At 71.8% G+C, this 12,667-nt stretch carries 11 protein-coding genes; 4 read left to right on the forward strand and 7 right to left on the reverse strand.

What is annotated here, in order from left to right:
• Nucleotides 1-39: 39 nt before the first annotated feature.
• Nucleotides 40-2,205: a putative bifunctional diguanylate cyclase/phosphodiesterase gene (locus J5Y10_RS07220; RefSeq protein WP_209372186.1), complete on the forward strand. Its 2,166-nt coding sequence runs from the start codon at nt 40-42 to the stop codon at nt 2,203-2,205.
• Here the strand turns inward: J5Y10_RS07220 and J5Y10_RS07225 are convergent.
• Nucleotides 2,202-3,572, reverse strand: a complete 1,371-nt coding sequence (locus J5Y10_RS07225; RefSeq protein ID WP_209372188.1) for an ABC1 kinase family protein — start codon at nt 3,570-3,572, stop codon at nt 2,202-2,204. The two genes, J5Y10_RS07220 and J5Y10_RS07225, sit on opposite strands and share 4 nt — an antisense overlap.
• Nucleotides 3,565-5,397, reverse strand: coding sequence for a M3 family oligoendopeptidase (locus J5Y10_RS07230; protein ID WP_245214374.1), 1,833 nt, complete (start codon nt 5,395-5,397; stop codon nt 3,565-3,567). Before J5Y10_RS07230 ends, J5Y10_RS07225 begins: the two co-directional genes overlap by 8 nt.
• A gap of 178 nt (nt 5,398-5,575) precedes the next feature.
• Between J5Y10_RS07230 and J5Y10_RS07235 the strand changes: the two genes are divergently transcribed.
• The 3 genes from J5Y10_RS07235 to J5Y10_RS07245 all read left to right on the forward strand — a co-directional run bounded on the left by J5Y10_RS07235 (nt 5,576) and on the right by J5Y10_RS07245 (nt 9,226).
• Nucleotides 5,576-7,300, forward strand: coding sequence for an AMP-dependent synthetase/ligase (locus tag J5Y10_RS07235; protein ID WP_209372191.1), 1,725 nt, complete (start codon nt 5,576-5,578; stop codon nt 7,298-7,300).
• Nucleotides 7,301-7,388: 88 nt separating this feature from the next.
• Nucleotides 7,389-8,363, forward strand: coding sequence for a Bug family tripartite tricarboxylate transporter substrate binding protein (locus tag J5Y10_RS07240; protein ID WP_209372192.1), 975 nt, complete (start codon nt 7,389-7,391; stop codon nt 8,361-8,363).
• Nucleotides 8,360-9,226 carry an amidohydrolase family protein gene (locus J5Y10_RS07245; RefSeq protein ID WP_209372193.1) on the forward strand — a complete coding sequence of 289 codons (867 nt, stop codon included), beginning with the start codon at nt 8,360-8,362 and terminating at the stop codon, nt 9,224-9,226. Before J5Y10_RS07240 ends, J5Y10_RS07245 begins: the two co-directional genes overlap by 4 nt.
• Here the strand turns inward: J5Y10_RS07245 and J5Y10_RS07250 are convergent.
• The 5 genes from J5Y10_RS07250 to J5Y10_RS07270 all read right to left on the reverse strand — a co-directional run bounded on the left by J5Y10_RS07250 (nt 9,223) and on the right by J5Y10_RS07270 (nt 12,371).
• The gene (locus J5Y10_RS07250; protein ID WP_209372194.1) at nt 9,223-10,344 is read right to left on the reverse strand and encodes a sulfite oxidase; all 1,122 of its coding nucleotides are present in this window, start codon (nt 10,342-10,344) and stop codon (nt 9,223-9,225) included. The genes J5Y10_RS07245 and J5Y10_RS07250 overlap by 4 nt on opposite strands.
• Nucleotides 10,345-10,415: 71 nt before the next feature.
• Nucleotides 10,416-10,727 (reverse strand): DUF2312 domain-containing protein, encoded by a 312-nt coding sequence (locus J5Y10_RS07255; RefSeq protein WP_209372195.1) that lies wholly within the window; start codon nt 10,725-10,727, stop codon nt 10,416-10,418.
• 191 nt (nt 10,728-10,918) lie between these two features.
• Nucleotides 10,919-11,599 (reverse strand): EI24 domain-containing protein, encoded by a 681-nt coding sequence (locus tag J5Y10_RS07260; RefSeq protein ID WP_209372196.1) that lies wholly within the window; start codon nt 11,597-11,599, stop codon nt 10,919-10,921.
• Nucleotide 11,600: 1 nt separating this feature from the next.
• Nucleotides 11,601-11,906 (reverse strand): DUF1244 domain-containing protein, encoded by a 306-nt coding sequence (locus J5Y10_RS07265; protein WP_209372197.1) that lies wholly within the window; start codon nt 11,904-11,906, stop codon nt 11,601-11,603.
• A 48-nt stretch (nt 11,907-11,954) separates the two neighbouring features.
• Nucleotides 11,955-12,371: a GFA family protein gene (locus J5Y10_RS07270; protein WP_209372198.1), complete on the reverse strand. Its 417-nt coding sequence runs from the start codon at nt 12,369-12,371 to the stop codon at nt 11,955-11,957.
• Between the last annotated feature and the right edge of the window lie 296 nt (nt 12,372-12,667).

Here is a 12,667-nt window from a genome sequence, read left to right on the forward strand (position 1 = left end):
AAAGCGGCGATCTATCGGGCGGCCTTCAGGGACCGTTCCATGATCCAGATCATCGGCTGCCTGACCGAGCGCCACGACCTGACGATCGTCACCATTGCCGCGGCCATCTGCCTTGCGGCCTCGCTCGCGGCCGCGTTGCTGCCGGCAGTGGGTCGGCGCGCGGGGGCGGGGAAGGACTGGCTGCGGCCGGCCCAGGCGGGGCTTTCGATCGCGGCCATGCACTATCTCGGCATGGCGGCGCTGCAGCTGCCCGGGCGCATCGGCTACGTGCCGGGGCTGGCCATTGCCTCCGTCCTGCTCGCCGCGGGGCTGGCCGCGCTGGCACTGGAGGTGCTGCGGCCGGCTGCCGGGCTGCCGCGCCGCCTCGGGGGCGGCGGGCTGCTGCTTCTCTCCGTCGTCTCTCTGCACTTCGCCGGCATGGGCGCGGTGGAGGTCTGGCCGGACCCGCTGGCGGCGGCTGATGAGACCGGGATGCCGCGCCCGCTGCTCGCGGCCATCGTCGTCACCGGGACGGCCGGGGTGCTGGTGGCGGGGTTGGCGGTTCTGGCGATCGAGGCGCGGTTGGGCGCCGCGGCCGACCTGGCTGAGGCGGAACGGCTGCGGCACCTGGCCGACGCGGCCTTCGAAGCGCTGGCCGTGGTGGACGAGGTGGGACGGATCACCGATGCGAGCAGCCGGCTGGGCGCCCTCACCGGGCTTACGCGGGCGGAGATGCTGGGCGGCGAGTTCACGGGGCTGCTGCGGGAGGAGGACCGGGCGCATGCCTGGGAGATGCCGCAGGTGGTCCTGGCCAGCGGCGTGCCCGTGGAGCTGCACCGGCGGGCGATGGACACCGGCGCCGGGCCCCGCACCGTGATTGCGCTGCGCGACCTGCGGGAGCGGCTGGAGTCGGAGAGCCGGATCCGGCACCTGGCGCATCACGACACCCTGACCGGCCTCGGCAACCGGGCGCAGATGATGCAGCGGCTGGAGGAGGAGCGGTCCCGCGCCGACCGGACGGGGGCGGCCTTCGCGTTGCTCTACCTGGACCTGGACCGGTTCAAGCCGGTGAACGACGTGCACGGCCACGCCGCCGGCGACCGGCTGCTGCAGCAGGTGGCCGACCGGCTGCGCGATGCTGTGCGCCCCACGGATCTCTGCGCGCGGCTGGGCGGGGACGAGTTCGTCGTAATCCAGTCCCCCGCGGGGCTGCCGGAGGCGGCGCAGGTCCTGGCGGAGCGGCTGGCGGCCCGGCTCTCCGATCCCTTCGACCTGGGGGAGGCCGAGGCCAGCATTTCCTGCTCGATCGGCGTCGCGCTCTATCCCACCGATGCCGGGAGCGCCGGGGAGTTGCTGCGGGCGGCGGATGTCGCGCTGTACCGCGTGAAGGACGGCGGGCGGGGCAGCTTCGCCTTCTTCCAGGCGGAGATGGACCGGGACCTGCGGCGGCGCCGCGCGCTGGAGCGGGAGGTGCGGATGGCGCCCGGGCGGGGGGAGCTTTCGCTGGCGTGGCAGCCCCAGGCGGAGACGGGGACCGGCGAGATCACCGGCTTCGACGCGCTGCTGCGATGGAGGCATCCGGAGCGCGGCGATGTGCCGCCGGACGTGTTCATCTCCGTCGCCGAAGCTTCCGGCGCCATCATCCCGATCGGGCACTGGGTGCTGCGGACCGCGTGCCTGGAGGCGGCGAGCTGGCCGCGGCCGCTGCGGGTGGCCGTGAACGTCTCCGCGCTGCAGGTGCAGCAGCCGGACTTCCCGGCGCAGGTGGCGCGCGTGCTGGCGGAGACCGGGTTGGAGGCCGTGCGGCTGGACCTGGAGATCACGGAAACGCTGCTGATCCACGACACGGAGCGCGCGCTGGAGACGCTGCGGGCGCTGAAGGCGCTGGGGCTGCGGCTCTCCCTCGACGATTTCGGGACGGGCTATTCCTCGCTGGGGACGCTGCGGGCCTTTCCGTTCGACAAGCTGAAGATCGACCGCAGCTTCGTGCGGCAGATGACGGAGGACGGGCCTTGCGGGGGGATGGTGCGGGCGATCCTCGGGCTGAGCCGCGCGATGGCGCTGCCGGTGGTGGCGGAAGGGGTCGAGACGGAGGCCCAGCGCGCGCTGCTGGGCGCGGCGCTCTGCGAGGAGATGCAGGGCTACCTGATCGGCCGCCCCCAGCCCATCGAGGCCTTCGATGAGCTGGTGGGGCGGAGCGAGGCGGCTGCCCGGGGGGCGGCCTAGGGCGCCGTCTCCGGCACCCCGGCCTCTCGCAGCGTGGCGGACTGGCGGGCGGCGAGGTCCTCCTCGCGGTAGTCGTCCACCAGCTCGTGGAAGAGCTGGTGCCAGTTCAGTTCGGCCTTGAGGCGGAGGAAGACGCTGCCGAGGCCGACCGCGGCGCGGTCCATCAGCACGAACTCGCGCGGAGGGCGGACGCCGCCGACGCGCTTGAGGCCGGCATGGACCTCCTCCGCGACCTTGCGGCCGTATTGCGGGTCGTTCGTCTCCTGCACGGGGCGGATGCGGTCCTCCAGCAGGGGCTCGTAGAGGAAGCGCGCCCAGCGGAGGAGAACCTCCATCGTCTCGCGCTTGAGGTCCTTGAAACCCCAGAGCTCGAAGGCGTGGGCGGCCTTGTCGTTGTCGGAGTCGCGGACCGCCTCGTAGAGGGTGAGGGTTCCCGTGATGAAGCGCGGGGGGAAGACGCGGATGGCGCCGAAGTCGAGAAGGTTGATGCCGCCGTCGCCATTCTCCATTCCCGGCGGCCGCACCTGGTAGTTCCCGAGATGCGGGTCTCCGTGGATGATGCCGTAGCGGTAGAGCGGCACGTACCAGGCCTTGAACAGCGCCTTCGCGTAGGCGTTGCGCTCCTCCAGCGAGGGCTCCTCGGAGAGGCGGGTAAGGATGGAGCGGCCATCGAGCCAGCTCATCGTTAGCAGGCGCTTCGTGGTGAGGGACTGCACGGGGGTCGGCACGTGCACGGCCGGCTCGTCGCGCAGCATGAGCCCGTAGGCGCGCATCTGCGCGGCCTCGCGCTCGTAGTCGAGTTCCTCGCGCAGGCGCTCGCTCAGCTCGTCATAGACGTCGTCGTGCTGGATCGTATTGTCCATGCGCGCGTAGAGGCCCATGGCGAGGCGGAGCTGCTTCAGGTCGGCTTCCACCACGCTCGGCATGTCCGGGTATTGCAGCTTGCAGGCGACGAGCGTGCCGTCCTTCAGCGTCGCGCGGTGCACCTGGCCGAGCGAGGCGGCGGCGGCAGCCTCGCGCCCGAACTCCGTGAAATTGGATTCCCAGGCCGGGCCGAGCTCCGTGCCCATGCGGCGGCGCACGAAGGCCCAACCCATGGGGGGCGCGTTGGCCTGGAGGGAGGCGAGCTGCTGGGCATACTCCTCCGGCAGTGCGTTCGGCACGGTGGAGAGGAACTGCGCCACCTTCATCAGCGGGCCCTTGAGGCCGCCGAGGATGGATTTCAGGTCCTCGGCATGCGCGGCCTTGTCGGTCTTGATTCCGAGGAAGCGCTCCCCCGCCACGCGGGCGGCGATGCCGCCCACGGCGCCGGAGGTGCGGGCCATGCGGCGGATCTCGCCGAAAAGGGTGTTTTCCCGGTCAGCCATCCGCGCGCTCCAACTCGTCGATGAAGCCGGCGATCACGTCCAGGCCACGCTTCCAGAAGCGGGGGTTGGAGGCGTCGAGGCCGAAGGGGGCCAGCAGGTCCTTGTGGCGCAGCGTGCCGCCCGCGCGCAGCAGGTCGAGATACTTGCCCGCGAAGTCCGGCACGGCGCCGTCCTGGTAGACGCCGTAAAGGGCGTTCACCAGGCAGTCGCCGAAGGCATAGGCATAGACGTAGAATGGCGTGTGCACGAAGTGCGGCACGTAGGACCAGTAGACGCCGTAGTCCGGGGTGAAGTCGAAGGCCGGGCCGAGGCTCTCGGTCTGCACGCGCATCCAGAGGGCGGCGATTTCCTCCGAGGAGAGCTCGCCCTTGCGGCGAGCGTCGTGCAGCAGGGTCTCGAAGCGGTAGAAGGCGATCTGGCGGACCACCGTGTTCAGCATGTCCTCCACCTTGGAGGCGAGCATCAGGCGACGGCGTGCGGGATCGGTCTCCGCGTCCAGCATGGCGCGGAAGGTCAGCATCTCGCCGAAGACGGAGGCGGTCTCGGCCAGGGTCAGCGGCGTGCCGGACATGAGGTAGCCCTGGCCGGCGGCCAGGCGCTGGTGGACGCCGTGGCCCAGCTCATGCGCGAGCGTCATCACGTCCCGCGTCTTCCCGTGATAGTTCACCAGCAGGTACGGGTGGGCGGAGGGGACGGTGGGGTGCGCGAAGGCACCGCTCGCCTTGCCCGGGCGCAACGCGGCGTCGATCCAGGGCTTGTCGAAGAAGTCGCGGCCGAGGGCGGAGAGTTCCGGGCTGAAGGCGGCATAGGCGTTGAGCACCTGGTCGCGCGCGGCTTCCCAGGAGATGCTGCGGTCCACGTCTCCCGGAAGGGGCGCGTTGCGGTCCCAGTGCTTCAGCTTCTCCAGGCCCAGCCAGCGGGCCTTCATCGCGTAGTAGCGGTGGGAGAGGCGCGGGAAGCTCTCCACCACCGCGGAGACGAGGGCGTCCACCACCTCGTCCTCCACCATGTTGGCGCGGTTGCGGGAGGTGCCGGGGCGCGGGTAGTTGCGCCAGCCGTCGATGATCTCCTTGTCCTTCGCCAGCGTGTTGGTGATGAGGGAGAAGAGGCGGATGTTGTCGCCGAAGGCCTTCGAGACGCCGGCCGCCGCGGCCTCGCGCACGGCGCGGTTGCCGTCCGAGAGGAGGTTCAGCGCCGCCGAGACGGTCAGCTCCTCCGTCCGGCCTTCCCGCGTCACGGGCACGCGCATATGGGCCACCGTCTCGTCGAAAAGGCGGTTCCAGGCGGAGCGGCCGGTGACCTCCTTCTCGTGGAGCAGCTTCTCCACCTCGTCCGAGAGCTGGTGGGGGCGGAAGACGCGGAGGTCGCGCAGCCAGGGACGCCAGTGGGCGAGCGCGGCGGAGCCGGCGATGCGACCTTCCAGCAGGGAGTCGTCCAGCCGGTTCAGCTCAAGCGTCAGGAAGAGGAGGTGGCTGCCGATGCCCGTCACCCGTTCCTGCATGGTCTGGTAGAAGCGGCCGTTCTCCGCGTTCTGGGCGTCGCCGCTGAAGAGGAGCTGCGCGTAGGACATCACGCGGCCGATGACCTCCTCGATCCGCTCGTACTCGCGGAGCGCGGAGGCCAGCGCGTCGCCGGAGAGGGAGGCGAGGCGGCCGGCATGGGCCGCCTCGAAGGCCTGGGCGGCGCGCTCCGCCGTGTCCAGGTCGGCGAGAAGGGCGGGGTCGTCCGGGCGGGCGTAGAGGTCGCGCAGGTCCCATTCCGGCAGCCTCTCCCCGGCCGGGACGGCGCCGATCCGGGCCTCGGTGTCACGGACTGGCGCAGGCATGACGGGAACGGGCATTTCAGGAGTCATTCGGTCGGGACGCCTTGTGGTATCGGGATTCGTCCTCCCGATATAAGCCCCTGAGAAGGGGAGCCAAGGGCGGCGGGGCGGAAGCGCGGCCCGGAGCGGGGCCGGGCCGAAGGGGAATGGTCCGGGAAGGGCCGAGGAATTGGGGAGCGGAATGGATCAGGTCGCGGGCCATCCGGAGGGGGAGCGCTGGACCAGCCTGCCCGGCATGATGCTGGGGCTGGCGGCCCGGAACCCCGATGCTCCGATGATCCGCCACTGGGAGGGGGGCGCCTGGCGCCGCACGCTCTGGCGGGACTTCGCGCTGGCCGTGGCGAATGTCGCGGCCGGGCTTCGCGCCCGCGGCGTATCCCCGGGGGACCGCGTGCTGCTGGTGATGGACAGCCGGCCGGAATTCCTGATCGCGGACACGGCGCTGATGGCGATCGGGGCGGTGACGGTGCCGACCTACGTCACGAATACTGTGGCCGATCACGCCCATGTGCTGCGGGACAGCGGGGCGCGCGCGGCGATCGCGGGGAATGCGCGGCTGGCGGAGCGGCTGCGGGAGGCGGCGGGCGATGGGGGGCTGGACCTGCTGGTCTGCCTCGGGGACGCGCCGGACACCCTGTCCTGGTCCGAGCTGGCGGCGGCGCCGGGGGATCTGGCGATGCTGGTGGCGGAGGTGCAGCACATCCCGGAGGGGCGGCTGGCCTGCCTCATCTATACCTCCGGCACCGGAGGAAGGCCGCGCGGGGTGATGCTGCCGCACCGCGCCATGCTGGCGAACCGGGAGGGGGTGGCACCCGTCATCCGGCGGCTAGGCATTTACTGGAAGGGGGAGTGCTACCTCTCCTTCCTGCCGCTCTCGCACGCCTATGAGCACACGGTCGGCGGCTTCCTCCTGCCCTCCTGCGGGCTGGAGATCGTCTTCTCCCGCGGGGCGGACCGGCTGGCGAACGAGTTTCGGGACATCGAGCCGGCGCTGGTGACCGCCGTGCCGCGGCTGTTCGAGGTGCTGCGGACGCGCATCCTCGCGGGGCTGGAGAAGGAGAAGCCCTGGAAGCGGAAGCTGTTCGACCGGGCCCTGGCCCTCGGGCTGCGGCGGCTGGACGGGCCGCGGCTGAATCCCTTCGAACGGCTGGAGGATGCGGTGCTGGACCGGCTGGTCCGCAACCCCATCCGCGCCCGCTTCGGCGGCAAGCTCCGCGCCCTCGTCTCCGGCGGGGCGCGGCTGGATCCGGAGCTTTCGGGCTTCTTCCTCGCGCTCGGGGTAACGGTGCTGCAGGGCTACGGCCAGACGGAGGCCGGGCCCGTCGTTGCCGTGAACCTGCCCTGGGACAACCACCGCCGCACCGTCGGCCGGCATGTGGAGGGGGTGGAGGCGCGCATCGCGGAGGACGGGGAGCTGCTGATCCGCGGGGCGCTGGTGATGGACGGGTACTGGAACGACGCGGAGGCGACGGACCGTACCCTCTCCGTGCCGCCGGGCGAGAACCGGCCCTGGCTGCACACCGGCGACGTTGGCAGCATCGATGGGGATGGGCGCATCACCATCACCGATCGCAAGAAGGACTTCATCAAGACGCTGGGCGGCGACATGGTGAGCCCGGCGCGGATCGAGACGCTGCTGATGGCGGAGCCGGAGATCGCGCAGGCCGTGGTGGCGGGCGAGGGCCGGCCGGGGATCGTCGCGCTGATCGTGGCCGCGGAAGGCGCATCGCCCGACAAGGCGGTGCAGCGGATCAACGGCAAGCTGTCCTCGCTGGAGCGCATCCGCAAGTGGAAGGCGGTGGACCCTTTCACGATGGAGAACGGGCTTCTCACCCCCACCATGAAGGTGAAGCGGCGCGCGGTGCTGGAGCAGCACGCCGGGACGGTGGATGCGCTCTATGGCTGAGGCGGCCTTGACCGCCCTGCCCGGCCGGTCCTGAACTCCTCCTCCTGAGAGCGGCCGCCATGAAAGCGGCCGCCCGGAGGAACCAGGAATGCTGATACGCCGCCACGCGCTGGCGCTGCCCGCCCTTGCCCTGCTGACACGACCGGCCCTCGCGGCCTGGCCGGAGCGGCCGATCCGCGTCGTGGTGCCCTATGCCGCGGGCGGCAACATCGACGTGGTGAGCCGGCTTCTCGCCCCGGCGCTGACGGAGCGGCTGGGCCAGCCCGTGGTGGTGGACAATCGTCCCGGCGCGGGCGGCAGCCTGGGCGCGGAGCAGGTGGCCCGGGCGGCGGCGGACGGCTACACGCTGCTGGCGGGTTCCAACGGGCCGATCACGGTCAACCCCTTGGTGCAGGCGCGGCTCCCCTATGACCCGCTGCGCGATCTGGTTCCCATCGCACTGGTGAACGCCGTGCCGCTGGTGCTGATCGCCGGCGGCGCGAACCCGCCCGCGACGCTCGCCGCGGCGGTCGCGGAATCCAGGGCGAAGCCCGGCGGGTTCACCGTGGGGACGCCCGGTGCCGGAAGCACGGCGCATCTCGCGCTGGAGCTGTTCAACAACGCGTCCGGCGCGGCGCTGATGCACGTGCCCTACCGCGGTGGCGGCGCCGTGGTGCCGGATCTCATCGCCGGCAATATCCGAGCGATGTTCGTCGAGCTCTCCACCGCCCTGCCGCTGCACAAGGAGGGCAAGGGGCGCATCCTCGCGGTCGCGTCCAGGGCCCGCGTGCCGCAGCTGCCGGAGGTGCCGACCTTCACCGAGGCGGGGGTGAAGGACTTCACCGCCGCGAGCTACTGCGGGCTGCTGGCGCCGCGCGGCACGCCGGGGGCGGTGCTCTCGGGGGTGCGGGATGCCGTGGCGGCGGCCACCGCCGATGCCGCGATCCGCGTGAAGCTGGAGGGGATGGGTTCCGAGGTGGCGTCCGGGGCGGAGCAGACGCCGGACGGGTTCCTGGCCTTCCTGCGGCGCCAGGCGGAAGACGCCAGGCGGGCTGCCGATATCGCGGGGCTGAAGCCGGAATGAGCGCGCCCGATCCCCGGGTGCCGGACAGCGCCTGCGACTGCCATTGCCACGTCTTCGGGCCGGCGGCGCGCTTTCCCTATTCCGAGCCGCGCTCCTACACGCCGGAGGACGCGCCGCTGGAGGACTACCTGGCGCTGCTGGACCGGCTGGGCCTGGCGCGCGGCGTGATCGTGCAGCCCAGTGCCTATGACCGCGACAACAGCGCCACGCTGGACGCGTTGCGCCGCGCGCCGGACCGGCTGCGCGGCGTGGGCGTGGGCGGGGCGGAGCTGACGCCGGCGGTGCTGCGGGAGTGGCATGCGGCGGGCATCCGCGGGCTGCGCGCCAATGAGTACCGGCGCGCCGGGCAGGCCGCCTATCACGGCGGGGTGCGGCTGGCGGAGATCGAGCCGCTGGTGCCGGCCATGCGCGACCTGGGCTGGCACCTGCAGCTCTGGCTGGATGCGGCGGACCTGCCGGAGCTGATGCCGCGCCTCTCGCGCCTCGGGCTGCCGGTGGTGGTGGACCATATGGGGCGGATGCCCCACGCGCGCGGAACGGGGGATCCGGGCTTCCAGGCGCTGCGGCGCGGGGTGGCGGAGGGAACGCTCTGGGCGAAGCTGTCCGGCACCTATCGCCTGGGCGCCACCGGGCCGGACTATGCGGAGGCGCGGCCCTTCCACGAGGCGCTGGTGGAGGCGAACCCGGAGCGGCTGGTCTGGGGGACGGACTGGCCGCATCCCCGGCCGGAGGGGCCCGTGCCGGATGCGGCGCGGCTGCTGGAGGTGTTCCTGGACTGGACGCCGGAGCCGGCGCGGGAGCTGATCCTCTCCCGCAATCCGGAGCGGCTCTACGGCTTCCCGGGCGACTTCCCCGGCGGCTAGTCCGCCGCGACGGTCACGGTGACGGCGTGGCAGGCGTTGTTGGCGTAGCCCTTCGGGTTCCAGGGCGGGTCGATCGGCTGGGCCCGGCCCCGCGCATCCCGTGCCCGGGCGAGGATGCGGCATTCCCCTGCCCTTTCCGGCATCCAGTTCAGGGTGAAAGGGGCCCAGCCGAAGGCGCCTTCCTGCTGGCCCAGCCCTGCGGGCTGCCAGTTCGCCCCGCCATCGGTGGAGACGTCCACGGCCGCCAGCGGAACATGGCCGGACCAGGCGTGGCCGCGCACCGTGGCGGGCTGCCCCCTGCGAAGGGCCGTGCCCTCCGCGGGCGAAAGGATGTGGGACTTCACGGGCATGTCCTCGATGACCGCCATTTCCTCCGGCGGCGGCCATTCGCCGGGGGCAACGGGGCGCGAGGGCAGGCGGTAGTCGTAGCCCGTCATTTTCGCCCCGTCATGCACGCGGTCGCGGAGCGCGATCCGCGACAGCCACTTCTGCCAGGCGGAGCCGGGGAAGCCCGGAGCCACGATCCGCAGCGGCGCCCCGTGCAGGAAAGTCAGTGGCGCGTCGTTCATGGCGAAGGCGAGCAAGGTCTCCGGCGCCAGCGCCTTCCAGAGCGGCAGCCCTCGGGAGAGGGCGTCCCCTTCCCCGCCCACGGCACGGTCCGGGCTGAAATGGGCGGTGTAGACCGCTTCCGGGCGGATGCCGGCCGCGTGAAGCACATCGCGCAGGCGAACGCCCGTCCAGCGCGCGCAGCCCACCGCGCCCTCGGCCCAGGAAAGGCCGTCGACGGGCTGCTTGAAGCCGTGGCGACTGTTGCCCGCGCATTCCAGCACGGAGGTCAAGCTCACCACCTCGAAGCGGGTTCGCAGGTCTTCGATGCTGAGCGCCATGGGACGCTCCACCGCTCCGTCCACCGCCAGCGTCCAGCCGGCCCGGGTTTCCGGCGAGGGAAGCGCGCCGTTGTTGCGCACGAAGAAGCGGGAGACGGGCGTGATCGGCGCGTCCAGCAGCGCCAGCGGCGTCTCCGCGTTCAGCGCCTCGTCCGGCAGCACGGCGAGGTTCTCCTTGCCGGCGCGGAGGAGGGTCTCGTTCCGCGCCGGGGCGCCCTGGGCTGCATCCATGGGGTTGGAGCCTATGGCGCCGGCCGGATCACCCCGCAATCCCCCGGCGGGCCTGCGCCGGGGGGGGCGCGTCACATCCCGAGTGCGCGGCGGTAGAGCTCGAGGAGGGTCTCCATCTCCTCCACTTCGGCGGGCTCCTGCTTGCGCAGGCGGATGATCTGGCGGACCACCTTCACGTCGAAGCCCGCGCTCTTCGCCTCGGCGAAGATGTCCTTGATGTCGTCGGCGAGCGCCTTGCGCTCCTCCTCCAGCCGCTCCACCCGCTCGATGATGGAGCGCAGCCGGTCGACGGCGATGCCGCCGACATCCGGGTCCGGGTCAGCGGCCTGCCTCGCGCGGCTCGCGGCGGCCTCGTCGTCGATGTCGAAAGGTACGTCGGACATGGCAGCCCCCTTACTCCGCTCGGCGGCTGGAGGGAGGCGGGCGCACGCCGCGCCAGCCTCATTCCCTTGCCGCCCCTCAGCCCCCCTCGGGCGAAGGCGCGGGTCTTACCCCCGACGCCCCTCCCGCCTCAATGCCCAGATTCGGGGGAGAGAACCTTCCGCGAACGGCGTGGCGCCCAGGCCACCCGCGCTCAGGCCACGGGGCCGTCGGCGCCCCGGTGCAGAAGGTGGGTCATGGCAGCGGTTCCCAGCACGGGGACCAGGAGGTTGGCGAAGGGCAGCAGGGCCAGGGTGGCCATGGCCGCGCCCACGGCCAGGACGGAGAAGGCCCGGCGCTTGCGGAGCAGCCGTGCCTCGGACACCGGCATGCGGCGCTGCGCCACCCCCTCGAAGAGGCCGTTGCCGAGGGAGACGGCGGCGACCACCCAGAGCAGCGCGCCGCCCACCAGCGGCAGGAGAAGTGCCACCGGGAGCAGGACGAGGTTCAGGGCCAGGACCTTCAGGGCGAGCACAAGGTTGAACACGCCCTGGGAGGCGAGCGAGGCCCCGCGCCTGGGCGGGGGCAGCGCGGGGTAGTGGCGCCGCTCCACCGCCGCTGCCGTCTCGTCCAGGAAGAGGCCGGCGATGGCGAGGGCGAAGGGGACGAAGAGCCAGAAGGCGGCGAAGAGGCCGGCGACGCCGCCCAGCACCCCCGCCGCCGTGGCGAGCCAGCCGGTGCCGCCGGCCAGCGCGTCCATGGCCCAGCCGGCGAGCCAGACGAGGCCGCCGAGCGCCAGCACGGCGCCGGCCATGCCTTTCAGCAGCGGGCCGCGGAAGCCGCGGTCCAGCACCTGGTCGAAGGGCATGACCAGGCTGGCGATGACGGCCTGCAAGCTAGTGTCCCGGGTTCGACTTGGCGAAGGCGGCCTTCTGGTCCGCGCTCGCCTCCTTCTGGTGCTTCGCCTGCCACTCCTTGTAGGGCATCCCGTAGACGATCTCCCGCGCCTCCGGGTCCGGCAGGGGAATGCCCCTGCCCTCCGCCTCCTCGCGGTACCAGCGGGAGAGGCAGTTCCGGCAGAAGCCGGCCAGGTTCATCAGGTCGATGTTCTGCACGTCCGTGCGCTCGCGCAGGTGCTGCACCAGGCGGCGGAAGGCGGCCGCTTCCAGCTCCGTCCGCGTCGCGTCGTCGATCTCGGTCATGAAAGGCCCTCTTCTGGCCGCCGAGATGGGGTGGCGGCGGCGCCGGCGCTATCCCTGGGGCCGGCCTTCCCGATGTTGCGGCAGGCCGTCGCAGGGGGCAGCCCAGGGAATGCCGGAGGCGACGCGCACGTGGTCCGCCGGGGGCACGGCCGCCGGGTCGTCCAGAGTCGCGGTCGCCACGTCGATCTCCTCGGGCAGGTCATGCGCCCGGAAGGTCAGGGGGGTGCCGCAGTCCCCGCAGAAGCCCCGTTCGGCACGGGAAGAGGAGGCGTAGGGGCGGATTCTGCCGCGCACCACGTGGAAATCGCGGGCGCGGACGCTGAACCAGGCAACCAGGGGCGCCCCGGCAACGCGCCGGCAATCCTGGCAATGGCAGATCGTGGCGTGGAAGGGCTTGCCGCGCGCCTCGTAGCGCACCGCGCCACAGTGGCACCCGCCCGCGAGTGAGGAATCGCTGGCTGGCATTCCATCCCCCTTCTGGCTCGCGCCAGGGTGTCATTGCCGGGCGGTGCAGGGGAAGCCCGGCCGGGCTCAGCCGCGGCGAGACCAAGGTTGGACGCCTGCCCCAGCCCGATCATGTGTCGGAAATGTTAACGTCACAACAAGTTGAGACTCTTACGCTTTATACAACTTCGAAAGAATTAGCTTTACGTTAAGCAACCTGAAGTTGTTAAATGTGATCCCTGAACGTCATTTGGGCGAAAATTCCCCATGCCGCAACCGGAATCTCCGCTCGTGCCCCAAGGCCCGCTTACTGAGCA

Origin of the sequence: Roseomonas indoligenes, from assembly GCF_017813365.1 — a bacterium.
In the GTDB taxonomy this organism is placed as follows: Bacteria; Pseudomonadota; Alphaproteobacteria; order Acetobacterales; family Acetobacteraceae; genus Roseomonas; species Roseomonas indoligenes.

Bases quoted from the DNA above. Each gene is read 5' to 3' on its own strand.
- J5Y10_RS07245 (WP_209372193.1), top strand. From the start codon at position 8,360: ATGAGCGCGCCCGATCCCCGGGTGCCGGACAGCGCCTGCGACTGCCAT.
- J5Y10_RS07255 (WP_209372195.1), bottom strand. From the start codon at position 10,727: ATGTCCGACGTACCTTTCGACATCGACGACGAGGCCGCCGCGAGCCGC.
- J5Y10_RS07235 (WP_209372191.1), top strand. From the start codon at position 5,576: ATGGATCAGGTCGCGGGCCATCCGGAGGGGGAGCGCTGGACCAGCCTG.
- J5Y10_RS07220 (WP_209372186.1), top strand. From the start codon at position 40: ATGATCCAGATCATCGGCTGCCTGACCGAGCGCCACGACCTGACGATC.
- J5Y10_RS07225 (WP_209372188.1), bottom strand. From the start codon at position 3,572: ATGGCTGACCGGGAAAACACCCTTTTCGGCGAGATCCGCCGCATGGCC.
- J5Y10_RS07240 (WP_209372192.1), top strand. From the start codon at position 7,389: ATGCTGATACGCCGCCACGCGCTGGCGCTGCCCGCCCTTGCCCTGCTG.
- J5Y10_RS07230 (WP_245214374.1), bottom strand. From the start codon at position 5,397: ATGCCTGCGCCAGTCCGTGACACCGAGGCCCGGATCGGCGCCGTCCCG.
- J5Y10_RS07250 (WP_209372194.1), bottom strand. From the start codon at position 10,344: ATGGATGCAGCCCAGGGCGCCCCGGCGCGGAACGAGACCCTCCTCCGC.
- J5Y10_RS07265 (WP_209372197.1), bottom strand. From the start codon at position 11,906: ATGACCGAGATCGACGACGCGACGCGGACGGAGCTGGAAGCGGCCGCC.
- J5Y10_RS07270 (WP_209372198.1), bottom strand. From the start codon at position 12,371: ATGCCAGCCAGCGATTCCTCACTCGCGGGCGGGTGCCACTGTGGCGCG.